General features: G+C 59.3%; 17 protein-coding genes. 5 read left to right on the top strand and 12 right to left on the bottom strand.

What is annotated here, in order from left to right:
* Positions 1-68 precede the first annotated feature (68 nt).
* Positions 69-1118, top strand: a complete 1050-nt coding sequence (gene flk, locus S7A_RS06320; RefSeq protein ID WP_009088962.1) for a flagella biosynthesis regulator Flk — start codon at positions 69-71, stop codon at positions 1116-1118.
* Position 1119: 1 nt separating this feature from the next.
* Here the strand turns inward: flk and S7A_RS06315 are convergent, their stop codons facing one another.
* The gene (locus tag S7A_RS06315; RefSeq protein WP_009088961.1) at positions 1120-1563 is read right to left on the bottom strand and encodes a rhodanese-like domain-containing protein; all 444 of its coding nucleotides are present in this window, start codon (positions 1561-1563) and stop codon (positions 1120-1122) included.
* A gap of 87 nt (positions 1564-1650) precedes the next feature.
* On the opposite strand from S7A_RS06315, the gene S7A_RS06310 reads away from it, so the two are divergent.
* Entirely contained in the window at positions 1651-3072 is a 1422-nt protein-coding gene (locus tag S7A_RS06310; RefSeq protein WP_009088959.1) for a PLP-dependent aminotransferase family protein, read from the top strand.
* Positions 3073-3153: 81 nt separating this feature from the next.
* On the opposite strand, the gene fabB is transcribed toward S7A_RS06310, so the two are convergent.
* Positions 3154-4374, bottom strand: coding sequence for a beta-ketoacyl-ACP synthase I (gene fabB / locus S7A_RS06305; protein WP_009088958.1), 1221 nt, complete (start codon positions 4372-4374; stop codon positions 3154-3156).
* Between the two features lie 154 nt (positions 4375-4528).
* Here fabB and mnmC point away from each other — a divergent pair, with 154 nt between their 5' ends.
* A complete protein-coding gene (mnmC, locus tag S7A_RS06300; RefSeq protein WP_009088956.1) occupies positions 4529-6535 on the top strand; it encodes a bifunctional tRNA (5-methylaminomethyl-2-thiouridine)(34)-methyltransferase MnmD/FAD-dependent 5-carboxymethylaminomethyl-2-thiouridine(34) oxidoreductase MnmC in 2007 nt (668 codons plus the stop codon).
* A 37-nt stretch (positions 6536-6572) separates the two neighbouring features.
* On the opposite strand, the gene S7A_RS06295 is transcribed toward mnmC, so the two are convergent.
* From S7A_RS06295 to prmB, 6 genes are read right to left on the bottom strand one after another with little or no spacing between them, the layout of a single operon-like run.
* Positions 6573-6857, bottom strand: a complete 285-nt coding sequence (locus tag S7A_RS06295; protein ID WP_009088954.1) for a YfcL family protein — start codon at positions 6855-6857, stop codon at positions 6573-6575.
* A 32-nt stretch (positions 6858-6889) separates the two neighbouring features.
* Positions 6890-7435, bottom strand: a complete 546-nt coding sequence (locus tag S7A_RS06290; RefSeq protein ID WP_009088952.1) for an elongation factor P hydroxylase — start codon at positions 7433-7435, stop codon at positions 6890-6892.
* Positions 7436-7454: 19 nt separating this feature from the next.
* Positions 7455-8258: a sulfite exporter TauE/SafE family protein gene (locus S7A_RS06285; RefSeq protein ID WP_009088951.1), complete on the bottom strand. Its 804-nt coding sequence runs from the start codon at positions 8256-8258 to the stop codon at positions 7455-7457.
* 8 nt (positions 8259-8266) lie between these two features.
* A complete protein-coding gene (mepA, locus tag S7A_RS06280) occupies positions 8267-9091 on the bottom strand; it encodes a penicillin-insensitive murein endopeptidase (RefSeq protein WP_009088946.1) in 825 nt (274 codons plus the stop codon).
* A 4-nt stretch (positions 9092-9095) separates the two neighbouring features.
* Positions 9096-10181, bottom strand: coding sequence for a chorismate synthase (aroC, locus tag S7A_RS06275; protein WP_009088945.1), 1086 nt, complete (start codon positions 10179-10181; stop codon positions 9096-9098).
* 45 nt (positions 10182-10226) lie between these two features.
* Positions 10227-11159 (bottom strand): 50S ribosomal protein L3 N(5)-glutamine methyltransferase, encoded by a 933-nt coding sequence (gene prmB, locus S7A_RS06270; RefSeq protein ID WP_009088944.1) that lies wholly within the window; start codon positions 11157-11159, stop codon positions 10227-10229.
* 159 nt (positions 11160-11318) lie between these two features.
* Here prmB and smrB point away from each other — a divergent pair, with 159 nt between their 5' ends.
* Complete coding sequence (smrB, locus tag S7A_RS06265) at positions 11319-11867, top strand: endonuclease SmrB (protein WP_009088943.1); 549 nt, start codon at positions 11319-11321, stop codon at positions 11865-11867.
* Between the two features lie 28 nt (positions 11868-11895).
* Here the strand turns inward: smrB and sixA are convergent, their stop codons facing one another.
* The 4 genes from sixA to S7A_RS06245 form a co-directional block, all read right to left on the bottom strand.
* Positions 11896-12378 carry a phosphohistidine phosphatase SixA gene (gene sixA, locus S7A_RS06260; RefSeq protein ID WP_009088942.1) on the bottom strand — a complete coding sequence of 161 codons (483 nt, stop codon included), beginning with the start codon at positions 12376-12378 and terminating at the stop codon, positions 11896-11898.
* Between the two features lie 200 nt (positions 12379-12578).
* Complete coding sequence (fadJ, locus tag S7A_RS06255) at positions 12579-14699, bottom strand: fatty acid oxidation complex subunit alpha FadJ (protein WP_009088940.1); 2121 nt, start codon at positions 14697-14699, stop codon at positions 12579-12581.
* Positions 14699-16009: an acetyl-CoA C-acyltransferase FadI gene (gene fadI, locus S7A_RS06250; RefSeq protein WP_009088939.1), complete on the bottom strand. Its 1311-nt coding sequence runs from the start codon at positions 16007-16009 to the stop codon at positions 14699-14701. Before fadI ends, fadJ begins: the two co-directional genes overlap by 1 nt.
* 158 nt (positions 16010-16167) lie before the next feature.
* Positions 16168-16464, bottom strand: coding sequence for a YfcZ/YiiS family protein (locus tag S7A_RS06245; RefSeq protein WP_009088938.1), 297 nt, complete (start codon positions 16462-16464; stop codon positions 16168-16170).
* Between the two features lie 358 nt (positions 16465-16822).
* Here S7A_RS06245 and fadL point away from each other — a divergent pair, with 358 nt between their 5' ends.
* A complete protein-coding gene (gene fadL / locus S7A_RS06240; RefSeq protein WP_009088934.1) occupies positions 16823-18106 on the top strand; it encodes a long-chain fatty acid transporter FadL in 1284 nt (427 codons plus the stop codon).
* Positions 18107-18177: the final 71 nt, after the last annotated feature.

Below are 18177 nucleotides of genomic sequence, written 5' to 3'. Positions count from 1 at the left end.
TTTTGCTATCATGGCCTATTCTTTTTCCGGCGCACCCGACGCTGTTCTGTTTTCCCAAGGAATCCGCCATGCAACCTCTCAGCGGCCCCGGTGTGCCGGTCGGCGATCGTTCATCTCTTAATCCGCAAACCGGCGTAACACGTCACGGTTCTGTGGCGGGTGAACAGCCCCTCTCCCCGGCTCAGCGCACGACATTAGAACGCCTGATCGTGCGTATCTTATCGCTCAGCAATCTGAAGGCACCTGAACTCTGGGCGGGCGTCCGGCATGAGGTGGGCGTGAAGAGTGAGGCGGAGCTGCAGTCGCGTCACTTTCCGGCTGCGGAGCAGTATCTCAATGGTCGTCTGACTCAGGCGCAGAATGGCCATGCCACGCGTCAGTTGATGACTCAGCTCACAGAACTGCTGCCGAAGGGCAATAACCGTCAGGCGGTGAGTGACTTTATCCGCCAGCAGTTTGGTCAGACCGTTCTGAGCTCGCTGAGCCAGGACCAGCTGCGTCAGGTTCTGACGATGCTGCAGAACGGGCAGATGGCGATCCCGCAGCCGCAGCAGAGCCGCGTCAGCGATCGGACCCTGCTCCCGGCGGAGCATCAGACGCTCAATCAGCAGGTGGTCCGACTGGCCGCCGCCACCGGAGAACCGACTGGCAAACTCTGGACGGCGGCGCTGAAACTGGTCGGACTGACCAGCGGCGATCCCATCCCCTCGCGCCATTTCCCGCTGCTCACCCAGTATCTGCAGGTACGTCAGACGCTGAGTCAGCACAGCGCACCGACCTTACAGCTGCTGGAAGCCTCGCTGAAACAGCCGCTGGATCAGCACGAGCGGCATAGCCTGGAGGAGTACAGCCAGCAGCGTTTTCAGGCCACACCGCAGACGGTGCTAACCGTGACGCAGACGCAGGATCTGCTGAACTTCCTGTTCAGCCGTCGCGCCGATCGTGCCGAGAAAGTTCACGAACAGCCGCTGGCCGCCAGTGAGATCAAACCGCAGCCAATCTGGTCGCCCTTTGTCGCCTCGCTGCCGTCACCGCTGCAGCCCCTGGCGCAGCGTCCCCTGCTGGGTCTGTTTGTTGCGCTGGTGGTGATCACCCTTCTGCTCTGGCTGGTGCTCTAGGTCAGCAGCCACAGGATGCATCGGGTGCGGTAACGGGCCATTCGCCCGGTGCCGCCCCCCAGGTCAGCGGATGACCTTCCCGTTTCCAGAAATCCAGCCCGCCAGTCAGCTCCTTCACCTGAAATCCCAGTTCCGCCAGCTTCAGAGCCGCTTTCGTCGAGCCGTTACAGCCGATGCCGTCGCAATAGGTGACATAAACGCGGTCGCGGTCGAGCGGCTCGCAGCTGGAAGCATTGATCTCACGGTGGGGAAAATTAATCGCGCCGCTGATATGGCCGGCGCGATAAGCCGCTGGTGCGCGCGCATCGATCACCTGAATGCCAGGCAGATTCCGGGCCAGATCCTCCGCCAGATCCCAGGCGTCTGTATAATAAGCGAGTTTTGCCTGCAGATAGTCGAGGCTTTGCTGCGGCGTGGCGGCGGGAAAATGTAATACAGATGACATCGCGATTCTCCTGTTGAAGTGAGCGTGCAGTTTACGGCAGAGTGGACTGCCTGCTGATACCCATTTTGCGCCAGGAATAAGACCCATATGAGTTCTCCACTGTTGCAGCTTTTCCAGCATCAGGCCAGCGGCGGCGTGCGTGAGCGCCTCTGCACCACCCTGCGGCTGGCCATTAACCGGCATCATCTGCACGCCGGTCAGCAGCTGCCCTCCAGTCGCCAGCTGGCGCAGGATCTCCGGATTTCACGCGTCACGGTGGAAGCCGCCTATGGTCAGCTTGAGAGCGAAGGCTATCTGCGACGCGAGATCGGTCGCGGAACGTTTGTGGCCATCACGATTCCCGCAGGCACCGCTTCAGCGGCACGCGTTCAGCCCGCCCGTTTCTCAGCGCGGGGTCAGCAGGTGCTGGCAACCGGAGGCTGTCAGGATCCCCCGTTTCCTCACGCCTTTGCCGCCGGTTCCCCGGAGTTACGCGCTTTTCCCCATGACAGCTGGCGACGCCTGAGCAGCAGCGTGCAGCGTTCGCTGGGCAGCGCCGCCATGGGATATGGCGATCCCTGCGGCTACCTGCCGCTGCGCAGTGCGATTGCTGATTATCTGGCGCTCTCGCGGGGTATGCAGTGCCAGCCGGGGCAGGTGATTATCCTGACCAGTTCGCAACAGGCGCTACAGTTACTGGCGATGATGTTCGTCGATCCCGGAGATGATGTGTGGATAGAGGAGCCAGGCTATCCCGGCGCACGAAACGCGCTGCTCGCCGCAGGCGCAAAGGTGCACGGGATAACCGTCGATGCCGAAGGCGCAGTGCCGGGTCACGGCAGTGCAAAGCTGATGTATCTGACCCCTTCACACCACTATCCGACCGGGGTAACGCTGAGCCTGCCCCGCCGTCTCGCCTGGCTCGCCTGGGCGCAGCGCAACCAAAGCTGGCTGATTGAAGATGACTACGACAGCGAGTTTCATTATGACGAGCGCCCGATTCCTGCGCTGCAGGGACTGGACCGTCATCAGCGGGTCATTACGCTCGGCACCTTTTCGAAATCGCTGTTCCCTTCACTGCGTCTGGCGTGGATGGTGGTGCCTCCCGCGCTGATTGCCCCTCTGGGCCAGGCTCGCAGCGTGCTGGATGGACACAGCGCCCTGCTGCCTCAGGCGATTACCGCGGCCTTTCTGCAGCAGGGACATTTTGCCACTCATCTGCGGCTGATGCGTCAGCTCTATCACAGCCGCCGCGATCGGTTGCTGGAGCAGATTGCGCAGCGCCTCTCACCGTGGATCACGCCCATCGCCAGTGGCGGCGGACTCCAGCTGACGGTGACAGTTGAACAGGATGAAGCGCGTTTAACCGCGCTCGCGGCACAACAGGGGTTGCTGTTGCCTCGTCTCAGCCCGCTCTATGCCGGCTCCGCGTCTCAGCAGGGCTGGATACTCGGCTTCGCCGCGCTGACGCCTGATGAGATTGTGGGAGGGTGCGATAAACTGCTGAGGCTGCTGCAGCGGGAGGGATAAATCTGGCCGGCGCCGTTTTACCGCAAGCCAGAAAACAAAAGGGCCGGCAAAGCCGGCCCTTCAGCGTGCTGACGTAAAAGATTACGCCTGATATTTACGCATGGTCAGCGTGGCGTTGGTGCCACCGAAACCAAAGCTGTTGGACATCACGGTCGTCAGCTCTTTTTCCATCGGCTCAGTCACGATGTTCATGCCGGTGGCAGCTGCATCCAGTGAGTTGATGTTGATGCTTGGCGCGATAAAGCCATGCTCCAGCATCAGCAGCGAGTAAATCGCTTCCTGCACGCCAGCCGCACCCAGTGAGTGACCGGTCATTGCTTTGGTTGCTGAAATGTAAGGGGTTTTCTCGCCAAACACTTCACGAATCGCACCCAGCTCTTTCACGTCGCCCACTGGCGTAGAGGTACCGTGGCTGTTCAGATAGTCGATTGGCGTGTCGACGCCGTTCATTGCCATCTTCATGCAGCGCACCGCACCTTCACCTGAAGGCGCAACCATGTCTGCACCGTCAGAGGTCGCACCGTAGCCGACGATTTCGGCATAGATGTGTGCACCGCGAGCCAGCGCATGCTCCAGCTCTTCAACCACCACCATGCCACCGCCACCGGCGATAACAAAACCGTCGCGCTCGTTGTCATAGGTGCGTGACGCTTTTTCTGGTGTGTCGTTGTAACGGGTAGAGAGCGCGCCCATGGCGTCGAACTCACAGGCCATTTCCCAGCAGAGCTCTTCGCCGCCGCCGGCAAAAACGATATCCTGTTTGCCCAGCTGAATCTGCTCAACGGCGTTACCGATACAGTGCGCAGAGGTGGCACAGGCGGAGCTGATCGAATAGTTTACGCCATGAATTTTGAATGGCGTGGCGAGACAGGCAGAGACGCCAGAAGCCATCGCCTTGGTGACCACGTAAGGGCCAACCGCTTTCAGGCCGCGTGGGCTGCGCATTGCATCAGCACCAAAGACCTGGAAGCGCGGGGAACCACCGCCTGAACCTGCAATCAGACCTACACGCGGGTTGCTCTGATACATTTCATCAGTCAGGCCGGAATCTTTAATCGCTTCTTCCATGGAGAGATAAGCATAGATGGACGCATCACTCATAAAGCGCACAACTTTGCGATCGATGAGGCCGGTGGTATCTAATTTGACGTTACCCCAGACGTGACTACGCATGCCGGAATCTTTCATCTCTTCAGAAAAGGTGATGCCAGAGCGTCCTTCACGCAGAGATGACAGCACTTCCTGCTGGTTATTACCAATACTGGAAACGATCCCTAAGCCAGTAATCACAGCACGTTTCATTCAATCTTCCTCATCCACTTCTTCGTAATTGGCATGCACTCTAGCGTACACTTGTACGCCGAACAAGTCCGATCAGCTATTTCCTTTTGTAAATTTGCGTCATGTGACCTGGGTCGTTAAAATCGCGCCACTGCCTGAAAAACGAGCCTTTCCCGTGAAATTAACCCCGGTTAAACATGCGCAGCTAAACTGGAATGAACAGGGTACACCTGTTTCCCGAGCGTTTGGCGACGTCTATTTCTCTAACGACAATGGTCTGGAAGAGACACGCTATGTGTTCCTTGGCGGCAACGGTTTCCCGCAGCGTTTTGCGGCGCATCCGCGCGATCTGCTGATCGTGGCGGAAAGCGGGTTTGGTACCGGCCTTAATTTTCTTACTCTGTGGCAGGCCTTTGACGCCTTTCAGCGTGAACAGCCTGGTGCGACAGTAAAACGTCTGCATTTCATTAGCTTTGAGAAATTTCCGTTAACCCGCGCGGATCTGATCGCGGCGCATCAGCACTGGCCCGAACTTGCCCCCTGGGCAGAAGCGCTGCAGGCCCAGTGGCCGGCTGCCCTGCCCGGCTGCCAGCGACTGCTGTTTGACGGCGGGCGCATCACGCTGGATCTGTGGCTGGGCGATATCAACCAGCTGATGGAAAAGGTGGATGAGAGCCTGCATCGTCAGGTCGATGCCTGGTTCCTCGATGGCTTCGCGCCCGCAAAGAATCCCGATATGTGGACGCCTGCGCTGTTCAGCATGATGGCGAAGCTGGCGCGTCCACAGGGGACTTTCGCGACTTTTACTGCTGCAGGTTTTGTGCGGCGCGGTCTGCAGGAGGCGGGATTTGACGTCACCCGCCGCAAAGGATTTGGCCCGAAACGCGAAATGCTGTGCGGCAGCCTGCAGGATGCGCCTCTGCTCCCCGGCACGCAGCCCTGGTATCATCGCCATCCGGCGGCGCAGCAGGAAGTTGCCCTGATTGGCGGCGGCGTAGCCAGCGCGACCCTGGCGCTGGCGCTGCTGCGCCGAGGCTGGCGGGTAACGCTCTACTGCGCCGATGCGGCGCCCGCGCTGGGTGCCTCCGGTAACCGGCAGGGCGCACTCTATCCGCTGCTCAATCAGCATGACCCGGCCCTCGCCACCTTCTTCCCGGCGGCATTCAGCTTTGCCCGGCGACTCTACGACCAGAGCGGGGTCACCTTTGAGCATGAGTGGAGTGGCGTGCTGCAACTGGGCTGGGATGAAAAGAGCCGCAAAAAGATCGAACAGATGCTGGCGATGGATCTGCCTGAAACCCTCGCCTGCGGCGTCGATGTCGCAGAGGCGGAAAACCGGGCGAAGGTAGCGCTGGGCTGCGGCGGCATTTTCTATCCGGAGGGCGGCTGGCTCTCACCGGCTGAGCTGACCACCGCGCTGCTCGCCCATGGCGAGACACAGGGCTTACGCATTCACTGGCTGCACCGGGTAAGCGGGCTTTCTCAACAGGAGGATGGCTGGACGCTGACCTTCAGCGACCGCCCGGCGGTTCATCATTCCGCGGTGGTCCTGGCAAATGGTCACGCGATCGCCGACTTTGCGCAAAGCGCCCCGCTGCCAGCCTACCCGGTAGCGGGTCAGGTGAGCCATGTTCCCGCCACGCCTGCCCTCAGCGCGCTGCAGACCGTGCTCTGTTACGACGGCTATCTGACGCCGGTCAGCACCCAGTTTGGTACCCACTGTATCGGTGCCAGCTACCATCGTGGTGAAACCGCAACGCGTTATCGCGAGGCGGATCAGCAGGAGAATCGCAGTCGACTGCTGCACTGTCTGCCTGACAGCCGCTGGGCGGAAACGGTGGATGTCAGTGAGGGAGAAGCCAGAATGGGCGTGCGCTGCGCCACGCGCGATCACCTGCCGATGGTAGGCGGCGTGCCCGATTATGCCGCGACGCTGGCACAGTATGCCGATTTACCGGCCCGGCTTGCGGCAGGCGGTCAGATTGGTGACGCGCCCGATCTGCCGGGACTTTATCTGTTTGGTGCGCTGGGTTCGCGCGGCTTGTGCAGCGCACCGCTGGCAGCCGAGGTGCTGGCCGCCCAGCTGGCGGGAGAGCCACAGCCGCTGGATGCGACCACGCTGGCGGCACTCAATCCGAATCGCTACTGGGTCAGGAAACTGCTGAAGGGAAAAGCGGTATAAAGCGGGTCTGCAGGGCGGCGCTTACCGCCCTGTCACATCATGCGGAGAGCTGGCGCGCCTGAACAAACAGGTTGTCCCACATGCCGACCACCAGCGCCTGGTCGCGCGGTGAGAGTTCGCCTGCGGCAATGGCGTTCTGCAGGCTGCGGGTCACCTGAACCTGCAGCGCTTCTGGCGTATGCTCATCCAGCTGCTCCACTTCAGCGACCGCCAGGGTCAGATGCCCGCGCAGATAACCGCTGGCGAACAGTTCATCGTCACTGGCATGCTCGACCATGTCGTCAATCAGGGCCAGGATACGCGCTTCAAATTCTGCGATCATCTCAATTCCTCTTTTGATAATGTCATCCTGCATCACAGATCGTCCGGCCAGGGAAACTGCGCCGCTGTTAATGAAGGCCTGCCATAAAATTCCGCCAGGGCGGTAATAAAACGCGCGGGACGCGCGGGAATACCCGCCGTCAGATAGCTCATGACCTGAGCATGTACCTTACGCTGAAACGCAATGCGATCCGGCTCACAATCTCCGTCGAGATTGTCACAACTGACGTTGAAGGGAAAGCCCGCCGCCATACAAAACATCCACTCCAGCGCCTGTGGCTTCACTTCAACGGCTTCAAACTGGCTCTGGGTCAGCGCATCGCGGCCATCCGGGCAGTACCAGTAGCCAAAATCGACCAGTTTACGGCGTGCCTCACCGGCGATGCACCAGTGAGAGATCTCATGCAGGGCGCTGGCGTAAAAGCCGTGGGCAAAAACCACCCGGTTCCACGGCGACTCTGCATCAGCAGGAAGATAGATCGGTTCATCGTCGCCTTTAATCAGGCGTGTCTGAAATTCATCGCTGAAGCAGCGATCGAACAGCGTAATCAGCTGTTCATAATGATGGGTCGGGTTCATGACGTTATCACGTAAAAAGTTACGATTGCAGTGTGGAGAGCCACGCCATCACGGCGCTGCCATGGCTGTCCCACAGGAGTTTTATGCTCATTACGGCAGAGACAATCACCACCATCGGGCGGATCAGTTTCTGCCCGCGGCTCAGCACCAGCCGGGCGCCCAGACGCGCGCCGCAGAACGCGCCGAGCATCATAATCAGGCCTGTTCCCCACACCACTTTGCCGCCGAACATAAAGAACAGCAGACTGCCCACGTTAGAGGTGAAGTTGAGAACTTTGGCATGGGCTGTCGCCTTCGCCAGGTTGTAACCGCAGAGCGTGACAAAGGCCAGCGCATAGAAAGAGCCCGCGCCCGGCCCGAAAAATCCGTCATAGAAGCCCACGGCACCGCCCCCGACCAGCGCATAGGCGAGGCCGTGCAGGCGACGCGCCCGGTCTTCTTCACCGAGACGCGGCATCAGCAGAAACCATAAGCCAATCGCGATCAAAAACAGCGGCAGCATCTGACGCAGAAAGTCCGCCTGCAGGCGCTGAATCAGCACCGCGCCCAGCACGGACCCTAGCAGCGTCATGGCGATATTCAGCCACTGCTCACTCAGATTAACTGCGCCGCGTCGCACAAAGTAGAGGCTGGCGGAGAACGACCCGCCGACCGATTGCAGTTTATTGGTCGCCAGCGCCTGAGCCGGTGAGAGACCCGCCGCCAGCAGCGACGGCACCGTCAGTAACCCCCCGCCACCCGCAATTGAGTCAATAAAACCGGCGAGCATGGCAATCAGAAACAGCAGCCCGACCAGCAGCGGACTGACCACGAACCACTCCATGGAATCCCTTACAGTAGATGTTTATCCAGCAGAGCCTGACAGGCAGGCGGTAACGGCGGCGGTTCACGTTTCACCGGCGCGCCCGATCCGGGCTGCTTCGGCAGGAACCAGCTCTGCAGCTCTGCGCCACAGCCATCGCCCGGAGGCGGTGGCGGCTGATCTTCACAGCCGATACTGCCGGTCGGGCAGCGCAGCCGCACATGCATATGCGCCCGATGCGCGAACCAGGGGCGCACTTTGCGCAGCCAGTCACGATCGGCACCGGCATCCGCACAAAGCTGCTTTTTAATCGCCGGGTTGACGAAGATGCGCGTGACATCATCATCTTTCGCCGCCAGTTTAATCAGGCTGTCGATTTCCGGCTGCCAGTGGCGCGCAATCACGTTTTTATCACCCGGCCCGACCAGATCCAGCGGCTGCGGCTTCAGCAGCTGCTGCGCGGTCCAGCGGGTTTTCGGCAGTTGCAGCCAGATATCGACATCCAGCCCGGTCTGATGGCTGGCGTGACCGCTGCTGAAACGTCCGCCAGCCGCCATACCCATATCCCCAATCAGAACATTACCCAGCTGCAGGTTGTGCACACGGGTCGTCAGCCGCTGAATAAACGCAATCAGATCGGGATGACCGAAATAACGACGCTGATCCTGACGCATCACCTGATAGTCGGGTGAATTGAGCGGCAGTGCCCGGGCGCCAATAATACAGCCATTTGCAAAGCCGCCGATGGACTGCGGTGCGCCGCTGATCGGCTGCTGAATACGCTGCCACGGCGTCGCCGCCAGGCTGGAGGCGCTGAACAACAGCGCGCTCAGAGTAAGCAGAAGTGCCTTCATGCCATCACCAGCGCGGCACGGTGCTGTTAACGTCACCGTTCTGCGCCCGCTGGCGCAGCAGATGATCCATCAGGACGATCGCCATCATCGCCTCGGCGATCGGCACGGCGCGGATCCCGACGCAGGGATCGTGGCGGCCTTTGGTGATCATCTCCACCTCTTCGCCGTCGCGGGTAATGGTTTTACCCGGCACGGTGATGCTGGAGGTCGGTTTCATTGCGAGGTTGGCGCTGATGGTCTGGCCGCTGCTGATGCCGCCCAGAATGCCGCCGGCGTGGTTACTCTGGAAACCATCGTGACGGATTTCATCCCGATGCTGGCTGCCGCGCTGGCTGACCACCGCGAAGCCGTCACCGATCTCCACCCCTTTCACCGCGTTGATGCTCATCAGCGCGTGCGCCAGGTCGGCATCCAGACGGTCAAAGACCGGCTCACCCAGGCCAGGCGGCACGTTGTCAGCCATGACCGTGACTTTAGCCCCGATGGAGTCGCCCTCTTTTTTCAGGCCGCGCATCAGTTCATCCAGCGCCTCCAGCTTCTCCGCATCCGGGCAGAAGAAGGGATTCTCTTCCACGATGCTCCAGTCTTTCAGCTCACAGGCGATATCCCCGATCTGCGCCAGATAGCCGCGCACCACCACACCATGTTTCATCTGCAGATACTTCTTCGCTATCGCACCGGCGGCCACGCGCATCGCGGTTTCACGCGCCGAAGAGCGGCCACCGCCACGGTAGTCGCGCTGACCATACTTCTGCTCGTAGGTGTAATCGGCATGGCCGGGACGGAAGAGATCTTTGATCGCGCCATAATCCTGCGACCGCTGATCGGTGTTCTCAATCAGCAGGCCAATAGACGTGCCGGTGGTCACACCCTCAAACACACCGGACAAAATTTTCACCTGATCCGGCTCGCGACGCTGCGTGGTATAGCGCGAGGTGCCAGGACGACGACGGTCGAGGTCATGCTGGATATCCGCTTCGGTCAGGGGGATGCCCGGTGGCACCCCATCAACGATGCAGCCCAGCGCAAGACCGTGGGACTCGCCAAAGGTAGTTACTCGAAAAAATTGTCCGATGCTGTTTCCGGCCATGCTGTTTCCTTGTCAGGGTTCGGCGGGCGAGGCTTCGCCCCACTTTTAGTCTTTGTAAAAGGAGAAATGGTGTTGTGCGTCGACGATCTGCTGGCGCGTCAGCGTAAAGACACCGTCACCGCCGTTGTCGAATTCCAGCCAGGTAAAGGGCACATCGGGATACTGCTCGATCATATGCACCATGCTGTTACCGACTTCGCAGACCAGAACGCCCTGCTCGCTGAGATAATCAGGCGCGCAGGCCAGAATGCGGCGCACCAGCTTCAGACCATCGCTGCCCGCCGCCAGACCCAGCTCCGGTTCGTGGCGATATTCATTGGGCAGATCGTCCATATCTTCCGCATCCACATAAGGCGGGTTAGTGACGATCAGGTCATATTTCAGCGGCGGCAGTTCGCGGAACAGGTCGGCACGAATCGGCGTGACCTGATTGATCAGGCCATGTTCTTCAATATTCTGCTCGGCCACTGCCAGCGCGCCGGTCGAGATATCGACGGCGTCAACCTCCGCTTCCGGGAAGGCGTAAGCGCAGGCAATCGCGATGCAGCCGCTGCCGGTGCACATATCCAGAATATGCGCGGGTGGCGTGCTGATGAGACCGGCAAAGCGGTTCTCGATCAGTTCGCCAATCGGTGAACGCGGCACCAGCACGCGCTCATCAACAAAGAATTCGTGACCGCAGAACCAGGCTTTGTTGGTCAGGTAGGCGACCGGAATACGCTCGTTAACGCGACGAATGACGCGCTCGACGATCAGAAGACGCTCGCTGGCGGTCAGACGCGCGTTGCGCATATCTTCCGGAATGTCCAGCGGCAGCCAGAGAGACGGCAGGACCAGTTGAACGGCTTCGTCCCAGGGATTGTCTGTGCCATGTCCGTACCAGATTCCGGCAGCGGAAAAGCGGCTTACCGCCCAGCGCAGCATGTCCTGAATGGTGTGCAGTTCGTTCACTGCCTCATCGACGAAAATTTTGTCCACGTAGCCCTCCGCAGGCCTTTTGCTAAATCGGCCGATAGTGTGCCATGAAGCCGGGGAGAATTCAGCGCAGCGAGGTGAAAAAGCTGACAATTAATGACACTTAACGGTAAGGTATCGGCTCTGCTGTGTGACAGCCTTTTCTGATAAGACTGACCTGCCATGAGTAAAAAAACACCGCTAAGCCCGGATGATGAGGCGCTGTTTCGCCAGTTAATGACGGGGACACGTCAGTTAAAACAGGACACTTATGTCCATAAAGCGCCGGTAAAAACCCGCGAGATTCCGGTAAAACGTCTGCTTTCCGAGCAGGCGGACAACAGCCATTACTTTTCGGATGAGTTTCAGCCCCTGCTCTCGACCGAAGGGGCTACCCGTTACGTGCGCGCCGATGTCAGCCATTTTGAGCTGAAAAAACTGCGCCGGGGCGACTATACCCCGGAGATTTTTCTCGACCTGCACGGCTTAACGCAGATGCAGGCCAAGCAGGAGCTGGGCGCACTGATCGCCGCCTGCCGCCGTGAACATCTGTTCTGCGCCAGCGTCATGACCGGACATGGAAAACATATTCTGAAACAGCAGACGCCGCTGTGGCTGGCCCAGCATCCGTGGGTCATGGCGTTTCATCAGGCGCCGAAAATGTTCGGCGGTGATGCTGCGCTGCTGGTGCTGATTGAGATTGAGGAGTGGCAACCGCCTGAGTTGCCCTGACAGGGCCGGTGTCATCGGCCCCTCGTCGTCAGATGGCTTTCGCCAGCTTCTTCGGACTGACCTGCCACAGCAGTTTACCGGCACTCTCTGCCGGATCGAACTCGACGCAGGCAATGGCGGAAGTGGCAAACATCGGTGGAGTTTCCTGCGGGCAGAGTTCGGAAACCAGGTAGCCCACCAGGGGCAGATGGGAGATGACCAGCGCCGATTTCACCCCTTCGTTCGCCAGCGCCTGCAGATAGCAGCCGACCAGGCCCGGATCGCCACCCGGCGTTAACTCCGGTAACACATCCTGGCCTTCCGGCAGGGGATAGGCTTCACGCACGGTAGCGAGCGTCTGCTGCGCGCGTAGATAGGGACTGACCAGGACACGCTCGATGTCCGGCGTCTGGCTGTTAAGCCAGTGGGCCATCTGACGCGATTCATCACAGCCACATAAGGTTAAAGGCCTGACTGAATCACTTGCTGCTTCCAGAGCCGCATCGCCGTGACGCATGATAAAAACTTGCATAAAGCACCGCTGTTGTTTGTCGATATCGCCCGACGCGACGCGTCAGACTCTTCACTCTGCGAATGAACGCTGTGTTTTACCCTAATGGCTTCAGTATAGTCAACCGGTTGTTTATTAAATAAGCACTTCTCAGATTCATGCTGCGCCGCACACGCGGGCGGCGCTTTTCTAACCCGCTGAATCGGAGCCGTTATTCCATTTCACAGAGAAATGTAAAATTTCGTCTGTTCCGCAGCCGCCTGAATCAGCGCCTCACAGGGGGCAAATCGCTCACCGTGCTGCTGCGCGAGACGGTTCAGCCGGCTGACCATTTCCGCCGCACCCAGTTTATCCATGTAGTGGAACGGCCCGCCCAGGAAAGGCGGAAAGCCGATGCCAAACACCGCCCCCACATCGCCGTCCCGGGCGCTGCGAATCACCTGCTCATCGAGACAACGGGCGGCTTCATTCAGCATCATCATCACACAGCGTTCTGCAATCTGTGCCCCACTCTGCCTGGCCTGCGGCGTGACCTTCAGCAGGCTGTAAAGCGAGGCGTCCGGTTTTTTACGCTGCCAGCGCGGCAGGTCATAACGATAGAAACCCCGGCCATTTTTACGGCCCTTACGGCCATCCCTGATCACCGCTTCAAACGCGGCGGGTGCGGCAAAGCGTTCACCATAAGCCTGATGCAGGATGGGGCTGATTTTGCTGCCGACATCAATGCCGACCTCATCAAGCAGCTGAAGCGGACCAACCGGAAAACCAAACCTCACCAGCGCCCGATCGATGTGCTCAATTGGCTCCCCCTCCAGCAGACAGCGCATCGCTTCATTTATATAGGGGGTCAGGATGCGGTTGACATAGAAACCCGGCTTGTCTGCGACGACGATCGGCGTCTTGCCCTGACTGCGTGCCAGTGCCACAACGGTAACCAGCGTCGAGGCCGAAGTATTCAGATGCGGGATCACCTCCACCAGCGGCATTTTTTCCACCGGACTGAAATAGTGCAGCCCGATGACATTCTCAGGACGCTGCGCCCCGGCGGCGATATCCGCAATCGGCAGCGAAGAGGTGTTGGAAGCAAACAGGGTATGCGGCTGACAGTGTGCCTCGACGTCGTGCACCATCTGCTGCTTCAGGGCAAGATCTTCGAACACCGCTTCGATCACCACGTCGCGCTGCGAGAACCCCTGATAATCGATGCCACCTGTGATGCGCGCCATCTGCTGCTGGCGCGCTGCCGGGGTCAGCTGACGACGACGGACCTTTTTGCTGAGCAGATCCCAGCTGGTTTTTAATGCATGGCTGACGCCTTCCAGGCTGATATCTTTGATGCGCACCGGCAACCCGGCGTTGATCGCAGTGACGCTGGCAATACCGCCGCCCATCAGCCCGCCGCCCAGCACCGCAACACGCTTCACGGTCGCGGGTTCAGCTTCACCGCCCCGCTCCTTTTTCATCGCCGTGGTGGCAAAGAAGAGTCCGCGCAGCGCAACGGACTCCGGCGTCATCGCCAGTTCGCCAAAGGCGCGCGCCTCCGCATCATGGCCGGCGCGGCTGCCCTGCTCCAGCCCGATGCGCACCACCTCAATCAGCCGTCTGGCGGCCGGATAGTTATCCTGCGTTTTCGCCGCGGTCTGGCGTGTCGCCAGCGCAAACAGCGCCTGGCGGGCGACCGGGCCATGCAGCAGCCGATCGCGCAGCGGCAGGACGCGTCCGCTGACCTTGCCCTTTTTCACCCGCGCAATCGCGGTCTCCAGCAGGATCGGGCGGGGAACCGCATCATCGACGACGCCGAGCTTTCGCGCCTGCTTCGCGCGCAGACTTTTGCCGGTCAGCATCAGCGGCAGCGCCTGCTGAACGCCGATTAAACGCGGCAGTCGCTGCGTCCCGCCAGAGCCAGGCAGCAGGCCGAGCTGTATTTCCGGCAAGCCGAGGCGGGTTTTATCATCCAGCGAGCAGATGCGCGCATCGCAGGCCAGCGCCAGCTCCAGCCCACCGCCCAGACAGGCCCCGTGAATGGCCGCCACCACCGGAAAAGGCAGCGCGTCGATCATCGCCATCACTTCCTGGCCCTGCTTCGCCAGCGCTTCAGCTTCCTGCGCACTCTGGCAGCGGTCAATCATGCTGATGTCCGCGCCCGCGATAAAATTGTCCGTTTTGCCGGAGATCAGGACCAGTCCCGCCAGCTGCGGATCGCGTCGCGCTTCCGCAATGATGGCGGCAATCTGGCCAGCAAATTCCGCTTTCAGGGTGTTCATCTTCTCGCCAGGGACATCAATCGTGATAATGCCGACGTGATCCTGTCGCATCGTCAGCTGAAAGGCATTCTGCTCCATTATTCGGCCTCCAGAACCATTGCCGCACCCAGACCACCCGCCGCGCAGGCGGTGACCAGTCCCAGCCCGCCACCACGGCGGCGCAGTTCATTAAGCGTCTGGGTAATCATACGCGCGCCCGTGGCGGCAAAAGGATGTCCATAGGCGATGGAACCGCCCAGCACGTTAAAACGCTCTTCGTTGACCTCGCCCAGCGCATGCGGCCGGTTCAGCACCTCACGGGCGAAACGCTCGTCACGAAACAGCTGCAGATTGCTCAGCGTCTGGGCCGCGAACGCCTCATGCATATCTATCAGCGTCAGATCGGCCAGGCTCACCCCGGCACGATCCAGCGCCAGCGGCGAAGCATAGGCTGGCCCCAGCAGCATGTCCTGCTGGACATCAATGGCGGTAAAGGCGTAGCTGCGCAGGTAGCCCAGCGGCGTGACGCCCAGTTCCCTGGCGCGCCCTTCCCGCATCAGAATGAGGGCTGCCGCGCCATCCGTCAGCGGCGTGCTGTTGGCGGCGGTAACGCTGCCGTGCTGGCGGTCAAAGGCGGGACGCAGTCGGGCGTAATCCTCTGCTTTAGCGTTCATCCGCACGTTATTGTCCTGATCGATTGCGGTTTTCCATGGCGGTACAAAGGCTGCCATGACTTCCTGATTCAGTACCCCGGATTGCCAGGCTCTGGCGGCATGCTGATGGGAACGGAGCGCCAGCGCATCCTGAGCCTCACGGGTGATACCGTAGCTTTTCGCCATCTGCTCGGCCGTGTCCCCCATCCGCAGGCCGGTCGAGTACTCCGCCACCGCAGGCGGCACCGGCAGCAGGTCGCGCGGACGCAGCCGTTTAAGGATATGCAGTTTCTGCCCCAGGCTGCGGGCCTTGTTGAGATCCACCAGCGCACGGGCCAGCGTTTTAGTGACCCCAATCGGCAGCACTGACGAGGAGTCTGCCCCGCCGGCAATAGCGGCAGAAACCGTTCCCGCCATCAGGCTCTCTGCCACATTCGCCACCGCCTGAAAACTGGTGGCGCAGGCACGGCTGACGCTGTAGGCGTCGGTATTCACATTCAGCCCGCTGCTTAAGACAATTTCACGCGCAATGTTTGGCGCTTCCGGCATCTGTACCACCTGACCAAATACCAGCAGCTCAATCACGTCAGCCGGTAACTCACTGCGCGCCATTAATTCACTGACCACCATCCGTCCCAGCTCGATGGCGGGAATGCCATGAAAGCCGGTCGCCTGGCGTAAGAAAGGGGTTCGTAACCCGTGGGTAATTACGATGCGTTCGCCATCACGCGTCAGCAGCGGCTGCGCTTTGCTCATTGTTCTCACCTGTAGCCGGGACTGTGGCATCATTGCCTGAAGAGGTCTGACCTGATCAGTGTTAACCACAAGCGGGTGAGCCGCCAATAGCAGAAAGGAAAAAGTGCGAAGGGAAACACGAAATTGAAAAACGCCGCGCTGAGGCGGCGTAAGAGGCGCTAACGCAGGCCGAGCTGGAAAATCAGGGTTTCAGCCTGGCAGCTGAAGGTGAAATCGATATCCAGCTGCACGCCCTGATCGACATCGCTGAACCGGACGTCAATCACACAGGGTTCCGATTCCACCTGACGGGCACGCTCAGTCAGCCGGGCGGCTTTGGCTTCCGCATCCTGTCGCTGCGGGAACCACTCTGACCAGCTGGCGGTGCAGTCGGTATTATCCATTACGGTGCCGACATCAACGCAGCAGCAGGCAGCGGTTTCGGTCGCACTGCATTTTTTAATGGCATCAGTCATCTTTATCTCCTGCCCCGGCTTCGGGTGAGTTAAGCGATTTTATGGCCGGAATTTTACCCGCTTGCGATAAGATGCGCCACGCGACTGTGGCTAAGTGACGAATATCACAATAAAAATTGATCCAGAACAAACTGGAATCGGTATGCTGTCTTCATCAGGGTGCTTTTTGTTATGCAGATCGAATTTTAAGCGATCAACTCTGAAATATTTTAAAAACAATATTGCAACTTGCACACAGGTCGGACCTATACTCTCCGCACTGGTCTGATATGTGCGTTTACCGTCAGTCCCTACAATCCGCCGTCCTTTGTTACGCGACGTTATAGCGTTAAATAATAATTCACATGAGGTTGTGGTCATGAACCATAAGAACCTGTTCGCAAAGTCAGCCGTGGCGGCTGCAGTGGCGCTTGTCTCTTCACACGTTTACGCAGCTGGGTTTCAGTTAAATGAGTTCTCTACGATTGGTTTAGGTCGCGCCTACTCAGGCGAAGGGGCAATGGGCGATACGGCGGCATCCGCCAGCCGTAACCCGGCAACGATGGCGTTAATGGATCGCCCGGAATTTTCCATCGGTGCGGTTTATATTGATCCGGATGTGGATATCACGGGCCGCAGTCCGACGGGCCGCAGCCTGGATGCCAGCAACATCGCCCCGAATCAGTGGATACCCAATATTCATTACGTTCAGCCCATCAACGATCAGTGGTGGATTGGCGCATCGGCAACCTCTAACTATGGCTTAGCAACAGAGTTTAATAATGGTTACACCGCTGGCGGCTACGGCGGTAAAACGGACCTGATGACCGGCAACTTAAACCTCAGCACCGCTTACCGGTTCAATGAGCACTTCAGCGTGGGCGTCGGTTTTGATGCGGTTTATGCCAAAGCGAAAATTGAACGCTATGCCGGTGAATCAGGCGCGAGACTGGGCGTGCCGGCTGATACGCAGGTTGCCCATCTGAAAGGCGACGAGTGGGGCTACGGCTGGAATGCCGGTATCCTGTATGAAGTGGATGAAAATAACCGCTTCGGCTTCAGCTATCGTTCAGAGGTGAAGATCGACTTTGATGGCGATTACAAAAGTAATCTGCCCTCCCGTCTGAATGCGGTCAACAACCCGGAAGTGTCAGGCGTGCCTTTTGGTACCAACGGCACGACGGTTCCGGGCGCGTTAACCCTGAATCTGCCGGAGATGTGGGAAGTGTCGGGCTGGCATAAAGTGGCTCCGCAGTGGGCGGTTCACTACAGCATGGCCTACACCAGCTGGAGTCAGTTCCAGGAGCTGAAAGCCACCGGTTCTCAGGGCCAGACGCTGTTCTATAAAGATGAAAGCTTCCACGATGCCTACCGTATCGCGCTGGGCACCACCTATTTCTACGACAGCAACTGGACGTTCCGCACCGGTATCGCATTTGATGACAGCCCGGTGCCAGCCGATAAACGCTCTATCTCCATCCCGGATCAGGATCGTTTGTGGCTGAGTGCAGGTACGTCGTACGCCTTCAATGATAACGCCTCGGTCGATCTGGGCATCTCCTATATGCACGGACAGAAAGTGACGGTGAAAGAAGGTCCTTATACCTTTAACTCAGAAGGCAAGGCCTGGCTTTACGGCGCGAACTTTAACTACAAGTTCTGACCGGATAGCACAATTAAAAAGGGCGACTCAACTGAGTCGCCCTTTTTTGTCGCCCTGAATCGCATGCTGGC

Origin of the sequence: Pantoea sp. Sc1, from assembly GCF_000255315.1 — a bacterium.
GTDB classification, from domain to species: domain Bacteria; phylum Pseudomonadota; class Gammaproteobacteria; order Enterobacterales; family Enterobacteriaceae; genus Pantoea; species Pantoea anthophila.
This window is presented reverse-complemented; position numbering and strand designations above follow the sequence as displayed.

Coding starts and splice junctions, on each gene's coding strand:
- flk (WP_009088962.1), top strand. CDS start 69: ATGCAACCTCTCAGCGGCCCCGGTGTGCCGGTCGGCGATCGTTCATCT.
- S7A_RS06315 (WP_009088961.1), bottom strand. CDS start 1,563: ATGTCATCTGTATTACATTTTCCCGCCGCCACGCCGCAGCAAAGCCTC.
- S7A_RS06310 (WP_009088959.1), top strand. CDS start 1,651: ATGAGTTCTCCACTGTTGCAGCTTTTCCAGCATCAGGCCAGCGGCGGC.
- fabB (WP_009088958.1), bottom strand. CDS start 4,374: ATGAAACGTGCTGTGATTACTGGCTTAGGGATCGTTTCCAGTATTGGT.
- S7A_RS06295 (WP_009088954.1), bottom strand. CDS start 6,857: ATGATCGCAGAATTTGAAGCGCGTATCCTGGCCCTGATTGACGACATG.
- S7A_RS06290 (WP_009088952.1), bottom strand. CDS start 7,435: ATGAACCCGACCCATCATTATGAACAGCTGATTACGCTGTTCGATCGC.
- S7A_RS06285 (WP_009088951.1), bottom strand. CDS start 8,258: ATGGAGTGGTTCGTGGTCAGTCCGCTGCTGGTCGGGCTGCTGTTTCTG.
- mepA (WP_009088946.1), bottom strand. CDS start 9,091: ATGAAGGCACTTCTGCTTACTCTGAGCGCGCTGTTGTTCAGCGCCTCC.
- aroC (WP_009088945.1), bottom strand. CDS start 10,181: ATGGCCGGAAACAGCATCGGACAATTTTTTCGAGTAACTACCTTTGGC.
- smrB (WP_009088943.1), top strand. CDS start 11,319: ATGAGTAAAAAAACACCGCTAAGCCCGGATGATGAGGCGCTGTTTCGC.
- sixA (WP_009088942.1), bottom strand. CDS start 12,378: ATGCAAGTTTTTATCATGCGTCACGGCGATGCGGCTCTGGAAGCAGCA.
- fadJ (WP_009088940.1), bottom strand. CDS start 14,699: ATGGAGCAGAATGCCTTTCAGCTGACGATGCGACAGGATCACGTCGGC.
- fadI (WP_009088939.1), bottom strand. CDS start 16,009: ATGAGCAAAGCGCAGCCGCTGCTGACGCGTGATGGCGAACGCATCGTA.
- S7A_RS06245 (WP_009088938.1), bottom strand. CDS start 16,464: ATGACTGATGCCATTAAAAAATGCAGTGCGACCGAAACCGCTGCCTGC.
- fadL (WP_009088934.1), top strand. CDS start 16,823: ATGAACCATAAGAACCTGTTCGCAAAGTCAGCCGTGGCGGCTGCAGTG.